Annotated in this window: 17 protein-coding genes and 1 pseudogene; 14 read left to right on the forward strand and 4 right to left on the reverse strand. The window is 39.0% G+C overall.

Translation table 11 applies throughout. The annotated features are described in order from the left end of the window. Window positions 1-25: 25 nt before the first annotated feature. Window positions 26-706 (forward strand): ATP-binding cassette domain-containing protein, encoded by a 681-nt coding sequence (locus tag H9D55_RS01450; RefSeq protein WP_186076210.1) that lies wholly within the window; start codon window positions 26-28, stop codon window positions 704-706. Here H9D55_RS01450 and coaW read toward each other — a convergent pair. Both coaW and H9D55_RS01460 read right to left on the reverse strand, forming a co-directional pair. Beyond that, on the reverse strand, window positions 696-1,505 hold the full coding sequence (gene coaW / locus H9D55_RS01455; RefSeq protein WP_186076212.1) for a type II pantothenate kinase: 810 nt from the start codon (window positions 1,503-1,505) through the stop codon (window positions 696-698). The genes H9D55_RS01450 and coaW overlap by 11 nt on opposite strands. Window positions 1,506-1,573: 68 nt before the next feature. Next, window positions 1,574-3,169 carry a BCCT family transporter gene (locus H9D55_RS01460; RefSeq protein WP_235963074.1) on the reverse strand — a complete coding sequence of 532 codons (1,596 nt, stop codon included), beginning with the start codon at window positions 3,167-3,169 and terminating at the stop codon, window positions 1,574-1,576. Between the two features lie 190 nt (window positions 3,170-3,359). Between H9D55_RS01460 and rpoE the strand changes: the two genes are divergently transcribed. Both rpoE and H9D55_RS01470 read left to right on the forward strand, forming a co-directional pair. Continuing rightward, window positions 3,360-3,869: a DNA-directed RNA polymerase subunit delta gene (rpoE, locus tag H9D55_RS01465; RefSeq protein ID WP_186076216.1), complete on the forward strand. Its 510-nt coding sequence runs from the start codon at window positions 3,360-3,362 to the stop codon at window positions 3,867-3,869. Window positions 3,870-3,999: 130 nt separating this feature from the next. Next, entirely contained in the window at window positions 4,000-5,610 is a 1,611-nt protein-coding gene (locus H9D55_RS01470; RefSeq protein ID WP_186076218.1) for a CTP synthase, read from the forward strand. Between the two features lie 615 nt (window positions 5,611-6,225). Here H9D55_RS01470 and H9D55_RS08145 read toward each other — a convergent pair. Further along, window positions 6,226-6,765 (reverse strand): annotated as a pseudogene (locus H9D55_RS08145) (3'-5' exonuclease); the annotation flags it as partial. Further along, complete coding sequence (locus tag H9D55_RS01480; protein WP_186076222.1) at window positions 6,755-7,270, reverse strand: DUF2529 family protein; 516 nt, start codon at window positions 7,268-7,270, stop codon at window positions 6,755-6,757. The gene H9D55_RS01480 and the pseudogene H9D55_RS08145, both read right to left, overlap by 11 nt. A 154-nt stretch (window positions 7,271-7,424) precedes the next feature. Between H9D55_RS01480 and fsa the strand changes: the two genes are divergently transcribed. From fsa to H9D55_RS01535, 11 genes are all read left to right on the forward strand, one after another. Beyond that, window positions 7,425-8,066, forward strand: a complete 642-nt coding sequence (fsa, locus tag H9D55_RS01485) for a fructose-6-phosphate aldolase (RefSeq protein WP_186076224.1) — start codon at window positions 7,425-7,427, stop codon at window positions 8,064-8,066. A gap of 26 nt (window positions 8,067-8,092) precedes the next feature. Next, window positions 8,093-9,352, forward strand: a complete 1,260-nt coding sequence (locus H9D55_RS01490; protein WP_186076226.1) for a UDP-N-acetylglucosamine 1-carboxyvinyltransferase — start codon at window positions 8,093-8,095, stop codon at window positions 9,350-9,352. A gap of 123 nt (window positions 9,353-9,475) precedes the next feature. Further along, window positions 9,476-10,435, forward strand: coding sequence for a class II fructose-bisphosphatase (gene glpX, locus H9D55_RS01495; protein WP_186076228.1), 960 nt, complete (start codon window positions 9,476-9,478; stop codon window positions 10,433-10,435). 354 nt (window positions 10,436-10,789) lie between these two features. Further along, on the forward strand, window positions 10,790-12,118 hold the full coding sequence (rho, locus tag H9D55_RS01500; RefSeq protein ID WP_186076230.1) for a transcription termination factor Rho: 1,329 nt from the start codon (window positions 10,790-10,792) through the stop codon (window positions 12,116-12,118). 135 nt (window positions 12,119-12,253) lie between these two features. After that, window positions 12,254-12,475, forward strand: coding sequence for a 50S ribosomal protein L31 (rpmE, locus tag H9D55_RS01505; protein ID WP_186076232.1), 222 nt, complete (start codon window positions 12,254-12,256; stop codon window positions 12,473-12,475). Window positions 12,476-12,585: 110 nt separating this feature from the next. Continuing rightward, the gene (prfA, locus tag H9D55_RS01510; protein WP_186076234.1) at window positions 12,586-13,665 is read left to right on the forward strand and encodes a peptide chain release factor 1; all 1,080 of its coding nucleotides are present in this window, start codon (window positions 12,586-12,588) and stop codon (window positions 13,663-13,665) included. After that, the gene (gene prmC / locus H9D55_RS01515) at window positions 13,652-14,491 is read left to right on the forward strand and encodes a peptide chain release factor N(5)-glutamine methyltransferase (protein ID WP_186076236.1); all 840 of its coding nucleotides are present in this window, start codon (window positions 13,652-13,654) and stop codon (window positions 14,489-14,491) included. The genes prfA and prmC overlap by 14 nt, the downstream gene beginning before the upstream one ends. Continuing rightward, window positions 14,492-15,541 (forward strand): L-threonylcarbamoyladenylate synthase, encoded by a 1,050-nt coding sequence (locus H9D55_RS01520; protein ID WP_186076238.1) that lies wholly within the window; start codon window positions 14,492-14,494, stop codon window positions 15,539-15,541. A gap of 5 nt (window positions 15,542-15,546) precedes the next feature. Continuing rightward, window positions 15,547-15,969, forward strand: coding sequence for an arsenate reductase/protein-tyrosine-phosphatase family protein (locus H9D55_RS01525; protein ID WP_186076240.1), 423 nt, complete (start codon window positions 15,547-15,549; stop codon window positions 15,967-15,969). 46 nt (window positions 15,970-16,015) lie between these two features. After that, window positions 16,016-16,444: a ribose 5-phosphate isomerase B gene (gene rpiB, locus H9D55_RS01530; RefSeq protein WP_186076242.1), complete on the forward strand. Its 429-nt coding sequence runs from the start codon at window positions 16,016-16,018 to the stop codon at window positions 16,442-16,444. After that, window positions 16,413-16,961, forward strand: coding sequence for a TIGR01440 family protein (locus tag H9D55_RS01535; RefSeq protein WP_186076244.1), 549 nt, complete (start codon window positions 16,413-16,415; stop codon window positions 16,959-16,961). Before rpiB ends, H9D55_RS01535 begins: the two co-directional genes overlap by 32 nt. Window positions 16,962-16,974: the final 13 nt, after the last annotated feature.

The raw sequence follows: 16,974 nt of genomic DNA on the forward strand, positions 1-16,974 counted from the left end.
CTCGGTCTCTTTTTTAGGTGATGGTATGCTAAACATTCATAAATTAAATATAGCTCAAGGGGACTTTCATCTAAGCGTCAGTACAAAAATTGCCCCAGGACTCACAATGTTGATTGGGCAAAATGGGAGTGGTAAGAGTACATTTATGACGGGTATTACTGGTTTTTATGATGAAAATACCAAAACGCACAGAGACGTAAGGTATGAGAATAAGCGATTCACTCATCATCTCTACTCGTACCTCCCTCAAGAGATGCCGCGTTCTAATCTATCTGTGAAAGATTTTGTAGAGCTGACGACAGGTAAGGATTCTAAGGAAGTATTAGTGGTATTTCGTCTCACAGACATACGTAATAAAAGAATAGAAACATTGTCTGGTGGGGAGTTTAAGCGAGCACAACTCGCACAAATTATTTTAGAAGATAAGCCGATAATCTTACTTGATGAAATCGATCAGAATTTAGACATTGCATTTCAAAAACACGTGTTTGAATATTTGAGCACACTTAAAAATAAAATTATATTAGTAAGTGTACACCAACTGTCTTTATCTTTAAAATATGCTGATGAAATTATGGTCATAAAACAAGGCGCACTCTTGGCTAAGAGTGCACCAGAAAATATTGATTCGTCGATTTTGAGTCATGCATTTGATACGGATATCCGTATCGAGCGTTTGAATGGGACAAGGCACATTATTCTGTAAAAACGAGAACAGAGCCGAGCGCGCCACTGAATTCACCGTTTTCGATGATATAAGGTTTGATGCCTTTCATGGGACCGTAGCTGTAAATCACGTCGCGCATAACATCATTGTTGTTGAGGGTTGATCCTAAAAAGACCATGTCTTGTGTGCCAAAACCATTTGCTAGTGTCACACCGAATGACGTCACTGTTTCTGCAACAAGTCCGATAACAGATGCAATTTTGTCTGCATTCGTCGCTGTCTCAAAGTGACCGTGCTGAACGTGCGCAAAGTTACTTGCTGTAAGTTCTCCTGGAAGAGGGCTCGGACCGCCCTTGAATATATGTTTTACTTTTAAGTCGAGCGTGTCACGGGACCCTTTTTTTGATTCTTCAACAATATCTTCAAACATTTCGATACCAGTTAATAGGTAGGACAGTCCCATGAGCGTACCACCACCTACACCAGTACCACCGACACGCACTTGTTTTTCATGGTCCGCTTGGTGGAAACTTGTCCCAGTACCCACGTTTAAATAAACGAACTTATCGAGTTTAACTCCTGCACGTTCCATTAATTTTTTTAGACCAACAAACGTTGCATCAAATTCAATTGATAAGTGTGATTCATGTCTAATATTTTCTGAGATAAACACACTCTGTCCACCAGTGAGGTAAACATCTATGTCCTCCATCTCGTTTAATTCTTCAATAAGCAAATTCACTTCGCTTGTAGGTCGTACTGAAAATGAGTAATTATCGTCATTATCAATCACGACCATCTTTGTCAGTGTTCCACCTGCATCTATGCCAATTTTCATAGCGGCCTCCACAAAAAAATATCTTAGTATAGATGATATACTAAGATATTTTCGTTTACTAGTCTGAATTAAAATTGTTTATGTTCTTCTTTTGCGTTGTGTGAGTGACGACGTCTAACAAGTGCTCGGTTTGGTTCACGTCTAATACTCCTAGTTACGCTGAAGATCATGAGTATCAATATGATTGCGAACGGAAGTCCGGCGAGTAAACTGGCTGCTTGTAAGCTTTTCAGTCCACCAGCAAGAATTAATGCGATTGTAAGCACCCCTAATATAACACCCCAAATAACTTTAAGTTTAATTGGTGGGTTTTCAGTGTCACCGATACTCATACCTGAGACAATGAACGTTGCAGAGTCGGCAGATGTTACTAAGAATAGGAAAATGAGTAAGATTGCAATCGCTGAGGTTAATAGCTCAAACGGCATTGTATCGAGTAATGCGAACAATGCTCTCGTTTGGTCGTTTAGTACAATTTCGCCAATATTTGTATTGTTAAACAAATCAGAGTAAACTGCTGAACCACCCAGAGCACCTACCCATAAGAATGAGAGAATTGGGGGTACAATTAAGATACCCATAACATATTCGCGGATTGTTCTTCCACGTGATACACGTGCGACGAATGAACCGATAAATGGACTCCATGCAATTACCCAAGCCCAATAGAAGACTGTCCAGTCTTGCACCCAACGTTGACCTGAGTATGGTTGTAAGCGTAAAGAGTATCCAACGAAGTTAGAAAAGTAATCTCCGATTCCGACTACGATAGACTCCATAATGAATGTGAATGGCCCAAAGAACATTACGAACACTGTTAAGAACATAGCAAGTAACATATTCGTTGTACTTAGGAACTTCATTCCTTTTTTTAATCCTGTAGAAGTTGAAATAATAAATAATACAGTCATTAAGATAGTCAATATTAGCTGCGTTGTTGGTCCACTTGGAACACCGTAGGCAATATTTAACCCACCGTCCATTTGTAAAATACCAAGTCCAACAGATGTTGCCATACCTGTAACTGTTGCAATTATAGCTAAGATATCTATCCCTTTACGTGCTTTTGTGTTGTAATTAAAACCAAATAAAGGTTCTAGTGCTGTTGAAACGAGTCCGTCACGTTTCTTTCTATATTGGAAATATCCAATTGCAAGTCCTGCGACACCAAAGATTGACCACTGTGAAATACCCCAGTGGAAATATGTGTATCCCATTGCTATACGTGCTGCTTCTGCGTTTTCAATTGGACCACCTAAGAATGGTGATTTTACAAAGTGTTCCATTGGTTCAGCAACCCCGTAGAATACGAGACCGACACCAAGACCACTTGAGAATAGCATCCCAATCCATGACCAGAATGAGAATTCTGGTTCAGAATCATCGTCTCCGAGTTTAATTCTTCCGTACGGTGAAATGGCTAGGAATAGTAAGAATACTCCGAAGCCAAATACAACAAGTAAGAAGAACCAGCTAAACTTATCTGAAATAAATGCGTACACACCTTCAGAAGCATTTTGTACTTGTGATGGTATAATCATTGCGATAATTGCAACGACTAATATGATAAAAGCAGCGCCCCAAAATACTACACCGAGCTTAAGTGGGGGACTTTTCTTTGCTGATTCAATGACAGTTTTGTCATCGTTATTGTTTTCTGTCACAATCATTTCCTCCTAATTTTATGGCTTTATGCATTTTACCCTAACTCTAGGTCTTTAAACAAACAAATTCCTCCAAATTATAAATGAATATAAAAGAACTGTGATACAATAAAAAAAATTGCTTGTATTTTATCTAATAAGTATGTAATATAACGATGATATTTATGTTTCGGAAAGGAAGTAACATAGAATGAAATTAGATGACTTTACAAAGGAAATGATTGATGAGAGTTCATTCATTGACATGTCACATATATATTTAGAAGACGTTGGTAAAGAAACACATCTTTACGATATAGTAGATAAGTTCAAAGAAATCGGGGGATATACTGAAAAAGAAATCGAAAACCGCATTCTTCAATTCTATACGGATTTAAACACAGACGGCCGTTTTGTTTCTACAGGTGATGGTGTCTGGGGTTTAAGAAAATGGTTCTCAGTAGACGACATCAATGAGAAGATCGCACCAACTGTTCATAAATTTGATGTAGTTGATGACGACGATTTCCTTGAAGACGATGTGGATTATGACATTGACAAATTAGAAGATGAAGTAGATTCAGAGAAAGCTGTAGAAGATGATGAGGAAGAAGCAGACATCACTGCAGTGATTGATGATGAAGATATAGACACTAAAGATCTAAATTATGACGATGGAGATACACTCGAAGACAATTATGATGACGGCGATGAGTATTAACAATTTTTATTGACAAAATTGTAAAACATGCTAATATTTTAATTGGGCTCCCTTAAATGGGATTGTATATGAGCTCCTTTTCACATTTACGTGGAAGGGAGCCTTTTTTATTTTTTAGGAGGAAACTTTTTTGACAAAGTATATTTTTGTAACAGGCGGAGTTGTATCGTCACTCGGTAAAGGTATCACAGCAGCATCACTCGGTAGATTATTGAAAAGTCGCGGATTTGAGGTAACAGTACAGAAATTTGACCCATACTTAAACGTAGATCCAGGAACAATGAGCCCATTTCAACACGGTGAGGTTTTCGTAACTGAGGACGGCGCAGAAACGGATTTAGACCTCGGACACTATGAGAGATTTATCGATATCACTGTCAACAAGTATTCCAACGCAACTGCAGGTAAGATTTACTCAGAAGTTCTAAGAAAAGAACGTCACGGAGACTACCTAGGTGGAACAGTTCAAGTTATTCCACATATCACAAATGAAATTAAATCACGTATGATGGCAAACGGTGAAGCTACTAACGCCGACATTGTTATTACAGAAATCGGTGGAACTGTAGGGGACATCGAATCACTTCCGTTCATCGAAGCGATTCGCCAATTACGTTCACAACTTGGTAAAGAGAACGTGATGTTCATCCACTGTACATTACTTCCCTACATCAAAGCCGCTGGTGAGATGAAAACAAAGCCTACGCAACACTCTGTTAAAGAATTACGTAGCTTAGGAATTCAACCAGATATGATTGTTGTTCGTACAGAATACAAAATGACTGAAGATTTAAGAGATAAAATTGCATTATTCTCAGATGTTAGAAAAGAGAACGTAATCGAGGCTAAAGACGAAGAAACAATTTATAATATCGTATTAAGCTTACAAGACCAAGATATGGATGATATTGTTTTAAATACATTAGGTCTTGAATCAAAACGTGAAGCGGACTTAGAAGACTGGGTTCATATGCTAGAAAACATCAGCAAACTAGATAAATCAGTAACAATCGGTATTGTAGGTAAATACGTTGAGTTACAAGATGCATATCTTTCGGTTGCAGAATCTTTACGTCACGCAGGATTTGAAAACTTAGCTGATATTGAAATTGAGTGGATTGATTCTTCACTTGTTCATGAAAGCAACTATGTTGAGATTTTAAGTGATCTTGACGGTATCGTTGTACCAGGTGGATTTGGAGACCGTGGTATTGATGGTAAACTACATGCACTTAAGTTTGCACGTGAAACTGGAACGCCACTGCTTGGTATTTGTCTCGGTATGCAACTCATGACAATTGAATATGCAAGAAATATTGTCGGAATTGCTGACGCACACTCAAGTGAATTAGATCCAACAACTAAAAATCCAGTGATTGACTTAATGCCAGATCAAGTAGAAATTGTAGATGTCGGAGGTACATTAAGACTTGGCGCGTATCCTGCGATAATTACGGAAGGCACTGTTGCTCATAAACTTTATGGTGAAACAGAGATCTCAGAGCGCCATAGACACCGCTTTGAATTTAACAATAAATATAAAGAACAATTAAGTGAAGCAGGACTTGTGTTCTCAGGTGTATCACCAGATGGTAAATTAGTGGAAATGGTAGAACTTTCAGACCACCCATTCTACGTTGGAGTACAATTCCATCCGGAATTCAAATCTAGACCAACACGTCCACACCCACTATTCAAAGGTTTAGTAGAAGCAGCACTAGAAGCTAGAACAAACAAATAATATAGATATAATTAAACCCGAACGACTGATCGTTCGGGTTTAATTTTGTTTGCACGACAAGGTGTTGAAGAAACTCGCGTGTTCGACTTGCAAAATATTATGACAAGTTACTTTTAATTGAAACCGACCATCTTTTATTCAAGACCTAGAACTGTTATTGGGAGGTCCCTTAGAATGAATCTTCAATCTTTTATTCGTGCATCATATTAAAAGTATTGCTCGGCTGCGCTTGCTCGTTTTTGAAGCCCTATTTAACCACTATAAAGAGTCGTAAAATTCAATCAAACTTTTAAGTTTTTCGTTATTTATAAGTACGATATCTTTACCCATTGCAATTTTATTTCTAACAATTTGTTCTTTTTTGCTCAGCGTATTTCCGCGCTGTATCCCGTGAATAAAAATATCCATATCATCATAAATTGTGTATGTTCCGCCATGATTTACAATATATTGAACGAGATCTTTTCTTTTTAAATACAGTGTCCCAGATATTGCGATTTTTTTACCGAAGAAGGGGTGAGTATCATCTGTGATGTCCACTGTCGGTTTAATCGATAAAAGTGCATCGTTATAAAGATCCATCGTAGCGCGCTTACTTTTACTATTTCTCATTGAACGTAAATATTTCTTATGTGATTTTAGATAAGAATCGAGCGATGGATAGTGTTCAAGTAATCGATATGTGATCATTGCAGCAGCTTTTGCATCATTTAAGGCATGGTGGTGCCCTTTAAAATCGATATTATAAAAGCGCATCATATTTGCAAGGGAGTAACTATGGTTTTGTACTGTGCGACGTCCCATCTGCACAGAACAGAAGTATTGAATGGGTGGGATTTCTTTTCCATAGCGCACTAGAGACGCGAAAAGTACCTTCATATCAAAACTTGCATTATGCGCGACAACGGGTAGGTCTCCAATGAAATCCATCATATATGGGTAAATGTGCTCAAATGTTGGTGCATCTTGGATGTCTTCAGGTGTAATGCCATTAACTCTGATATTACCTTCAGAGAATCTTGTCTCTGGATCGACGAGTGTGTAAAAGGTTTCTGTCATATGCTTATCGATGACTTTGACCATACCGACACTACAAATCGATGCAGGGTTAGCATTTGCTGTCTCAAAGTCTAGAGCCACAAATCTATTGCTCATCTTCGCTCGTCATTTCATCAATAAAGATATAGAGAGTGTAGTAAATGAATAAAAATGCTGATACATAAGGATTAATGATGCGGTCAAAGTCTGCAGTTGGTACGAGTTTTCTTGCGCTGCTCAGGTCGATGTAGTGGAAGATGCTGTTAAAAAAATCAGCGTCTTCTTTATTTTTGTTACAAACTAAGCAGTAGTCCATATCTTTATGATTTAATTCTTGAACAAATGCTTTGACCTCTTCATCAAAATCCTTTGCAACGACTAAAATGCGATCTGGAGTAGTTACATTTTGAATCGATTCAAATACCTTGATATCCGGTAATGATTCTTCACCTTCAATAAGAAACGATTCTAAAAATTTGAAGTCATGAAAGGTCTTAAGTAATATATTTCCATCAGTACCAACAGCTTGTGCAAGTAAACGCGCAGCGATTTCTATCTCCTCTGACTGATCATAAATTTTGTTATATACATTTGTCATTTGAGTTTGTAAAATTTTGTCCATTATTCTATCATCCTGATTCTTTAGATTATATTTATACTATCAAACAGTTGTTCTCTGGTGCAATGAAAGGAGCTGTTAGATAGTCTAATATTTGAATTGTTACGAAATTTAATTATAATTGATATAGATAAACTAAAGGAGTCTATATATTAAAATGAAATATTTTATTGATACAGCTAATATGGAAGAAATTACAGAAATCAACGAATGGGGTGTACTTGCAGGAGTTACGACAAACCCATCACTTGTTGCAAAAGAAAAGAACATCTCTTTTCACGATAGATTAGTGGAAATTTGTGAGCTTGTTGGTGGACCTGTGAGCGGAGAGGTTATCTCACTTGAAGCAGACGGTATGATTGAAGAAGGACGTGAACTCGCGAAATTACATGAGCACATTGTTGTTAAAATCCCAATGACATCTGAAGGTATGAAGGCCGTTTCTGTTTTATCAAAAGAGGGAATTAAAACTAATGTAACGCTCGTATTTAATACAGTACAAGCATTAACAGCAGCGCGAGCTGGAGCAACTTACGTGTCACCATTCATTGGTCGCTTAGACGACATCGGTTTAGAAGGTATGCAACTCATCGCAGATATCGCAGATATTTTTGCGATTCACGATATTGATACTGAAATCATTGCAGCTTCAATCCGTAACGAAGGACACGTCCATGGGGCGGCGTTAGCTGGAGCAGATATTGCAACGATTCCATACGCTGTCATTAAAAAATTGACGAACCATCCTCTAACAGACAAAGGGATTGAACAATTTTTAGCAGATTGGAATAACAAATAAATCTGTTAACGATTGGGAGTGAAGTAATGACAGATAAAGTTATTAAGGTTAATGGTGGAAACACACTTACGGGTGAAATCAAGATTAGTGGTGCGAAGAATAGTGCAGTAGCGCTTATTCCAGCTTCACTCATGGCACAAAATGGGACGGTTGAACTAGAAGGCATTCCGGAAATTTCAGACGTATCAACACTCGTTAGTCTCTTATCTGATTTAGATATTGACGCTAAACTAGAAGGTGATGTGTTAACAGTAAACGCTGAAAACGCGCATAATACACCATTACCAAACGACAAGGTACAATCATTGCGCGCATCGTATTACATGATGGGTGCAATGCTTGCACGATTTAAAAAAGTAGCAATTGCTTTACCGGGGGGATGTCATTTAGGTCCCAGACCAATCGATCAACACATCAAAGGGTTTCAGGCTCTTGGCGTTAAGGTCACAAACGAACATGGTGTGATGCATCTCTCAAGTGAATCACTGACTGGGGCAAAGATTTTCTTTGACGTAGTTTCTGTTGGAGCAACGATTAACGTGATGCTTGCTGCAACAATGGCGAAAGGACGTACGATATTAGAAAATGTAGCGCGTGAGCCAGAAATCGTGGATGTTGCGACGCTTCTTAACAAAATGGGTGCTAACATTCGTGGTGCAGGAACTGAAACGATTCGTATCGAAGGTGTAGAATCGTTACATGGCACATCACACACAATCATTCCAGACCGCATTGAAGCGGGTTCTTATATTTCAGTAGGAGCACTAGTGGGTAAAAATTTTAAAGTTAAAAATATTATTCCGGAACATTTAGAATCATTATTTTCTAAATTGGAAGAAATTGGTGTAGACTTTACTATCGATGACGACGAAGTTGTAATTAATAGTGGCTCTAACTACAATCCTGTCGAGATAAAGACTCAGGTGTACCCAGGATTTCCAACTGACTTGCAGCAACCGCTCACACCATTACTCATGCAGGCAACAGGTACATCGAAGATTTCTGAGACGGTATACCCAGCAAGATTCCGTCATATTGATGAGCTGTCGCGTATGAACGCACATTTAGAGCAACGTAGTGGCGCTGTCTTTATCCACCCATCAAAACTGAATGGAGCAGAAGTGTATGCGAGCGATCTGCGTGCAGGTTTCTGTTTAGTCGCTGCAGGGCTGATTGCTGAAGGTACGACAACAATTCATAACGTACATCACGTTATGCGCGGATACTCAGGTATCATTGAAAAGCTTACTGAGCTTGGTGCAGATATCGAATTAGTGACGAAGTAGGAGAGACACTTAAGTGTCTCTTTTTTTATTTTTAAGGCACAAATTCTACGTAGCCAATTTTTAATGCGAATGTGTTTTTCACTGTGATATAATAATAATGACAAATTTTCAGGAGGCGTTTAAATGGAACGAAGTCTTTCTATGGAACTCGTAAGGGTGACTGAAGCTGCTGCACTTGAGAGTGCTAAGTGGGTTGGTAAGGGATTAAAGAACGAAGCGGACGATGCCGCAACGACGGCTATGCGTAAAGTGTTCGACACTATTCCGATGAAGGGGACAGTAGTTATTGGTGAAGGTGAAATGGACGAAGCACCAATGCTATATATCGGTGAGGAGCTTGGTACTAGTGAAGGTGCTGAGATCGATATCGCAGTAGACCCATTAGAAGGTACGACAATCGTTGCAGAAGGTGGCTGGAATGCACTAACTGTAATTGCGATTGCTGATAAAGGTAATCTATTACATGCACCAGACATGTACATGGATAAAATCGCGGTTGGACCTGAAGCTAAAGGACTCGTTGATTTAGATAACTCGGTTGAAGATAATATTCGTGCTGTAGCGAAAGCGAAAAACAAAAACGTTGAAGATGTAACAGTAACAATATTAAAACGTGATCGTAACCAACATATTATTGATGAAGCACGTCGTGTGGGTGCGCGCATCAAGTTTGTTGAGAACGGTGATGTTGCTGCAGCAATTAACACGTGTTTTGACTACACTGGTGTAGACATCATGTTTGGTTCAGGTGGAGCTCCAGAAGGTGTCCTAGCAGCTGTTGGTATTAAAGCATTAGGTGGAGACTTCCAAGGTCGTCTCGTACCTATGACTGACGAAGAAACTGAACGTTGTAGGTCAATGGGTGTGGATCATAAGAAAAAATTCCAATTAGACGAACTTGTTAAAGGTGACGATGCGATCTTTGCTGCAACTGCAGTAACAGACGGTGAGTTAATGAGAGGTGTTCAGTTCAAAGGTGATTATGTTGAAACTGAAAGCCTTGTGATGAGAGCCAAATCAGGAACAGTACGTTTCGTAAAAGGACGTCACTCAATGGTTAAAAAACCTAAGATGATTCTCTAATTTTGTAGTGGTGTATTTAAGGGCCCATTAGGGTCCTTTTTTGCTTTTGTTTTATGAATCACACTAATTCTGAAAAACTTGTAGAAAAATTTATGCAGATCTTATATATTTAAATGACGTGTTTGAAATCTTAATGGTCGACATGCATGTTCAAAGGATAGAGTATTAAATAATACATACAGAATATTGATTGTAATAATTATAAAGTTGAATGGTTACTTGCCCATAATGCCCCTGTTTATGTCTATCAGTTCTGACCCGTAACACCACCTTAATCTCAAAGTTTTTTAACAAAATCCCTTTATGGTATAGTATAATCTTAAAGTAATCATTGAAAAGAACGGACGTGTAGTAATGTCGGAATCTGATAAAAATAAAGAACACGAAGGGCAAAAGTATGAGACCTTCGACTCACTTTATAAGAACAATACGACTAAAGACCTAACTGCTAGAGCGAAGTCCCTTCGCCTAGAGAACTATAGTAAATTGAACAAGAAAGAGCTTGTCCTAGCTATCTTAGAAGCTGAGATGGAGAAGGACGGAAAGTATTATATGGAAGGTATCTTAGATGATATTCAACCAGATGGTTACGGCTTCTTAAGAACTGTTAACTATTCTAAAGGTGAAAAAGATATCTATATTTCTGCATCGCAGATCAGACGCTTTGAACTCAAAAAAGGAGACAAAGTTACTGGTAAAGTACGAAAACCAAAAGAAAAAGAAAGTTATTACGGATTACTCCAAGTAGACTTCGTTAACGACCTCAACGCTGAGGAGATTAAAAAGCGCCCTCACTTCCAGGCACTAACGCCTTTATATCCTGATGAAAGAATCCATCTTGAAACAGAACCGAGAAATTATTCAACTCGTATAATGGATCTTGTTACTCCAATTGGTTTTGGTCAGCGTGGTATGATCGTCGCGCCACCAAAGGCTGGTAAGACGTCGATTCTTAAAGAGATTGCGAACTCTATTTCTACGAATCACCCAGATGCGAAACTTTTCATTCTACTAATTGGAGAACGTCCTGAAGAGGTTACGGACATCGAACGTTCAGTTGAGAACGCAGAGGTAGTACATTCAACATTCGATGAGCACCCGACGCACCATGTTAAAGTTGCTGAACTACTACTTGAGCGTTCAAAGCGATTAGTCGAGACGGGTGAAGATGTAATCATTTTAATGGATTCGATAACTAGACTCGCGCGTGCATACAACTTAGTAGTGCCACCAAGCGGACGTACCTTGTCGGGCGGTCTAGACCCAGCATCTCTTCATAAACCAAAAGCGTTCTTTGGTGCAGCGCGTAACATTGAAGCCGGTGGTAGCTTAACGATTCTAGCAACAGCTCTCGTAGATACGGGCTCGCGTATGGATGACATGATCTATGAAGAGTTCAAGGGTACAGGTAACATGGAACTTCATCTTGACCGCGGTCTTGCTGAGCGTAGAGTATACCCAGCGATTGATATCAGACGCTCAAGCACGCGTCGTGAAGACCTTCTTTTGCAAAAAGAAGAGCTCGACGTATTATGGCAGCTTAGAAACTTATTCACAGACTCATCAGACTTTACAGAACGATTTTTAAGAATTGTGAAGCAGACCAACTCCAATGAAGCATTCTTCGATGAATTGCGTCATAGAATGTTGGAAAGTGCGAAGTCAGGCAAACCAGTAATCTAGTATTTCAATGAAATAAATCTGTGCCATATGGTTGATTTATGGTATATATCCATGTATAATATTGTAAGTATTGTAGGGATAAACCCAAGAAAAACTCTGTTCCAGATGGTTCAGGGCATAAGGAGAATGTTAATTATGAAACAAGGAATTCACCCAGAATACCATAGAGTTAACGTAATTTGCTCATGTGGTAATGAATTTGAAACTGGTTCAACTTTAAGCAACGATATTAAAGTAGAAAACTGTTCTGAATGTCATCCATTCTATACTGGACGTCAAAAGTTCGCTTCTGCTGACGGTCGTGTTGAACGTTTCAACAAGAAGTTTGGTCTCAAATCAGCAAACGAAGAACAATAACATTAAGAGTCGTACTGACCTATTCAGTACGACTTTTTTTATGTGAAAAATATCCTATAGCCTATGGTATAATAAATTCACGAAATTAAAAAAAGGACGCGTGCAAAATTATGTTTGATCAATTAGAAATTATTGAAAATAGATACGAACAATTAAATGAATTATTAAGCGACCCTGACGTAGTGTCAGACCCCAATAAATTAAGAGAATATTCAAAGGAACAATCAGACCTTCAAGGGATAGTTGATGTTTATCGAGTGTATAAAGAACACAAAGAAACGATTGAAGAATCTAAAGAGATGTTAAACGAAACTGATGACAAAGAGATGGTTGAATTACTTAAAGAAGAGATTTCAGCATCTGAAAAAGAAATTCCAGGACTTGAGGATGAACTTAAAGTGCTACTTATTCCAAAAGATCCAAATGATGAAAAGAACGTTGTCATGGAAATTCGTGGAGCAGCTGGTGGCGATGAGGCGCAGATTTTTGCAGGTGACTTATTCCGTATGTACTCTCGTTACGCTGAAGCTCAAGGCTGGAAGACAGAAATCGTTGACGCAAGTGCATCTGACCAAGGTGGGTATAAAGAAATCAGCTTTATGATCAATGGTCATGGCGCATACTCTAAGCTTAAATATGAAAACGGGGCGCACCGTGTACAACGGGTCCCTGAAACGGAGTCTGGTGGTCGTATTCATACATCAACAGCTACAGTTGCGGTACTGCCAGAAGTTGAAGAAGTAGAAGTTGACATTAAGAATGAAGACTTAAAAATTGATACGTACCGTTCAAGTGGAGCAGGAGGTCAGCACGTTAACACGACGGACTCTGCTGTACGTATTACACACCTACCAACAGGGACAGTTGTGACTTCACAAGATGAAAAATCACAAATAAAAAACAGAGAAAACGCTATGAAAGTTCTACGTTCTAGAATTTACGATATGATGCAACAAGAAGCTCAAGATGAGTATTCTGCACAGAGAAAACTTGCGGTTGGTACAGGTGATCGTTCTGAACGTATCCGTACCTACAACTATCCGCAAAATCGTGTGACAGACCACCGTATTGGTCTGACTATCAACAAGCTTGATCAAATTATCGATGGTAACTTAGACGAAATTTTCGATGCATTAGCAATCGAGGAACAAACGTCAAAACTTGAAGAATTAAACAATGCTGAGTTTTAATGACGCGTTAAAAGAGGCACAATTGCGCTTGGATTCTCATAAAAAAGAGACACGCATCGCTTCTCTTCTTATTGAAGATTTATTTGGACTAAACCGTACAGCGCTAATATCTCGTGGTACAGATCCTATCTCGGCTAAAGACCTACAAACATACCGTCACGCAATCAATAGTGTCATAGCGGATTACCCTTATCAATACGTTACGGGCACCGCACATTTTTACGGTAGAAAATTTTCTGTTTCAAAAAGTACATTGATTCCCAGAAACGAGACAGAAGAACTCGTATATCACGTCTTAGACAAAGTGAAGTATGGAAGAGTTGTCGATATCGGAACCGGTACAGGGGCGATTGGAATAACATTAAAGTTAGAGAACCCTGAACTCGACGTAATTATCACAGACATTAGTGAAGAGGCGTTACAAATTGCTGAGAAGAACAAACAGGCACTTAAAACAGACGTAACTGTGTTGCAAGGAGATATACTCTCACCATTGATTCGAAAAAAAATCAGAGTGGATGTTTTAATCTCAAATCCACCTTATATTGCGGACTTTGAGACAAATTTGATGAGCAAGAGTACTTTGAAGCACGAACCTCATTCAGCATTGTTTGCTCGCGAAGAGGGACTTTATTTTTATCGACAAATAATAGAGGGTCTAGATGAAGTTTTAAACATGGATGGACAAGTGTTCTTTGAAATTGGCTTTAACCAAGGAGACAAGGTCAAGGGTTTGTTTTTATCGCGTTGGCCAAACTCAACTGTGGAAATTATCAAAGATATCAATGGTTTAGACAGAATTATTTACGCAAAGTGGGTGAATTAAATGACGACACGAAAATGGAAACTAACATCTAAAGACGTTGAAGAGCCAATGTCAGAAGATGCGCTAAATACATTAGAGGAAATTAAAGTCGCGATTACATACGGTGAAGTCGTGGGATTGCCAACAGAAACGGTTTATGGTCTTGCAGGAGATGCGACGAACAGTGAGGCAATCCATAAGATTTTTGTAGCTAAGGGTCGCCCAGGTGACAACCCGTTAATTGTACATATTCATGACAAGAAGCAGATGGAGGCATTTGTTGGACCGGTTCATGAGAATGTGAAGAAGTTGATGGATAAGTTCTGGCCAGGTCCGATTTCTTTTATCTTACCTTTAAAAGGAGACTACATTGCGTCTAATGTAGTTGCGGAGCTCGATAGCATTGCAGTGCGTATGCCGAGCCATCCAGCAGGGCGTAAAGTCTTACAATATGTAGACATCCCACTTGCTGCACCGTCAGCCAACTTAAGTGGTAAGCCGTCGCCCACAAAATTTGAACACGTATATGATGATTTAGAGGGCAAGATTTATGGTGTTATTGAAAGTGAACCTGCTGAGTATGGATTAGAGAGTACAGTCTTAGATTGCACACAGTTTCCATATCGAATCGCACGTCCTGGATCGATCTCCATTACAGAGTTACGTGAGGTGTTAAAAGAAGATATTGAGCGTCATCAAGATACGACAGAACGTCCGATCTCTCCAGGTATGAAGTACAAACACTATGCACCACGTCAGCCTCTCACTGTGTTCTTTGGGCAAGTCAATTCAGGACTTAAGGCTTTTTCATACGATAAAAACAAGAAAAACGGCGTGATTGCACCTGAAACGATGAGAGAATATATCGATGAAGATGTAACATTCGTAAGTCTATGTAAAGATGAATATAGCTACAGAGAAGCTTCTAAAAATCTTTATGCCGCACTGAGGTTCATGGACTCTTCTGATGTGGAACAGATCTTTATCTATGGATTCGATGTAAATGATGAGACAGAAGCGCTCATGAATCGCATATACAAAGCGACGGGCAGCACTGTCATTAAAGGGTGAACATAATGAAAGAAATCATATTTGTTTGTACTGGTAATACGTGTCGTAGTCCGCTTGCTGAAAGCTATGCAAACACGCACGTCGATGGACACGTCTTTAATTCTAGAGGACTCTCTGTGACGAGTGGGAGCACGAACATCAAGTCTCTACAAATCATTGAGAGAGAATCTTTAAAGATGCCACATCTACCAAGACAACTCACAGATGAGGATACGGAAAATGCTGTTTTAATCACCATGACAGCAGGGCATAAAAATCAAATATTGATGAATTATCCAAATGCCATCGTTTATACACTAGGTGAACTTTCCGGCGAACACACGGATATAAGTGATCCTTATGGCGGAACTGAAGAAGATTATGAGTATACGTATCAGGAATTAAGACGATTTATTGACAAAGTAGACTTTAAGTCTGATATCTTTTGAATAGGTCTAGTGTGACATATATAATAAATGTGTAGGAGATGATAGTGTGAAAGTTATCATAGGTTCAGATCACGGTGGTTTTAATCTTAAGGAAACAGTGGTTAAACATTTAGAAGGAAAAGGTATCGAAATCAAAGATGTCGGACCTTTCAATTTAGATTCTGTTGACTATCCAGATTACGCAAAACCAGTAGCTGAGGCAGTACAAAAAGGCGAATACGATCGAGGGATTTTAATTTGCGGTACAGGTATTGGGATGAATATTGCAGCAAACAAATACAAAGGTATTAGAGCAGCACTTGTTCATGACACATTTTCAGCACATGCAACTAGAGCGCACAATAACTCGAACATTTTAAATATGGGTGAGAGAGTCATCGGAAAAGGACTTGCCTTAGACATCGTTGATATTTGGTTAAATACTGAATTTGAGGGTGGTAGACATGAGCGAAGAATTGAGAAGATTGAAGGATGAATTAAAAACGATCATTAAAGAGCTTGAAGAAATCAATTTTTTCTTTGATGGTGCAGAGTTCGTAATCGGATGTTCTACATCTGAAATTATCGGTGAGCATATTGGAAAGCACAGTTCTATGCCAGTGGCAGAAGTGGTTTTCGAAGTGTTCGGCGATATTAGAAAGAAGTATAATTTACACCTGTTATTTCAAGGGTGTGAGCACATTAACCGCGCACTTACTACAACTCGTGACACGAGCACGAAGTTCGGCTACGAAGTTGTTTCTGTTGTTCCTCATAGAAGTGCAGGTGGAAGCTTGAGTGAAGTGGCGTACCGAAGGTTAGAGGACTCGGTAGTTGTAGAGTTTGCGAAAGCAGATATCGGTATTGATATCGGACAAACATTGATTGGTATGCACATGAAACACGTTGCAGTTCCTGTTCGAATACCTACTAAGGTTCTCGGTTCTGCATACATTACAATAGCGAAGACACGTCCAAAACTAATTGGTGGCGAACGTGCGCAATATAAATGATTACATATCAAAA

Source organism: Phocicoccus pinnipedialis, assembly GCF_903994035.1.
GTDB classification, from domain to species: Bacteria; Bacillota; Bacilli; order Staphylococcales; family Salinicoccaceae; genus Phocicoccus; species Phocicoccus pinnipedialis.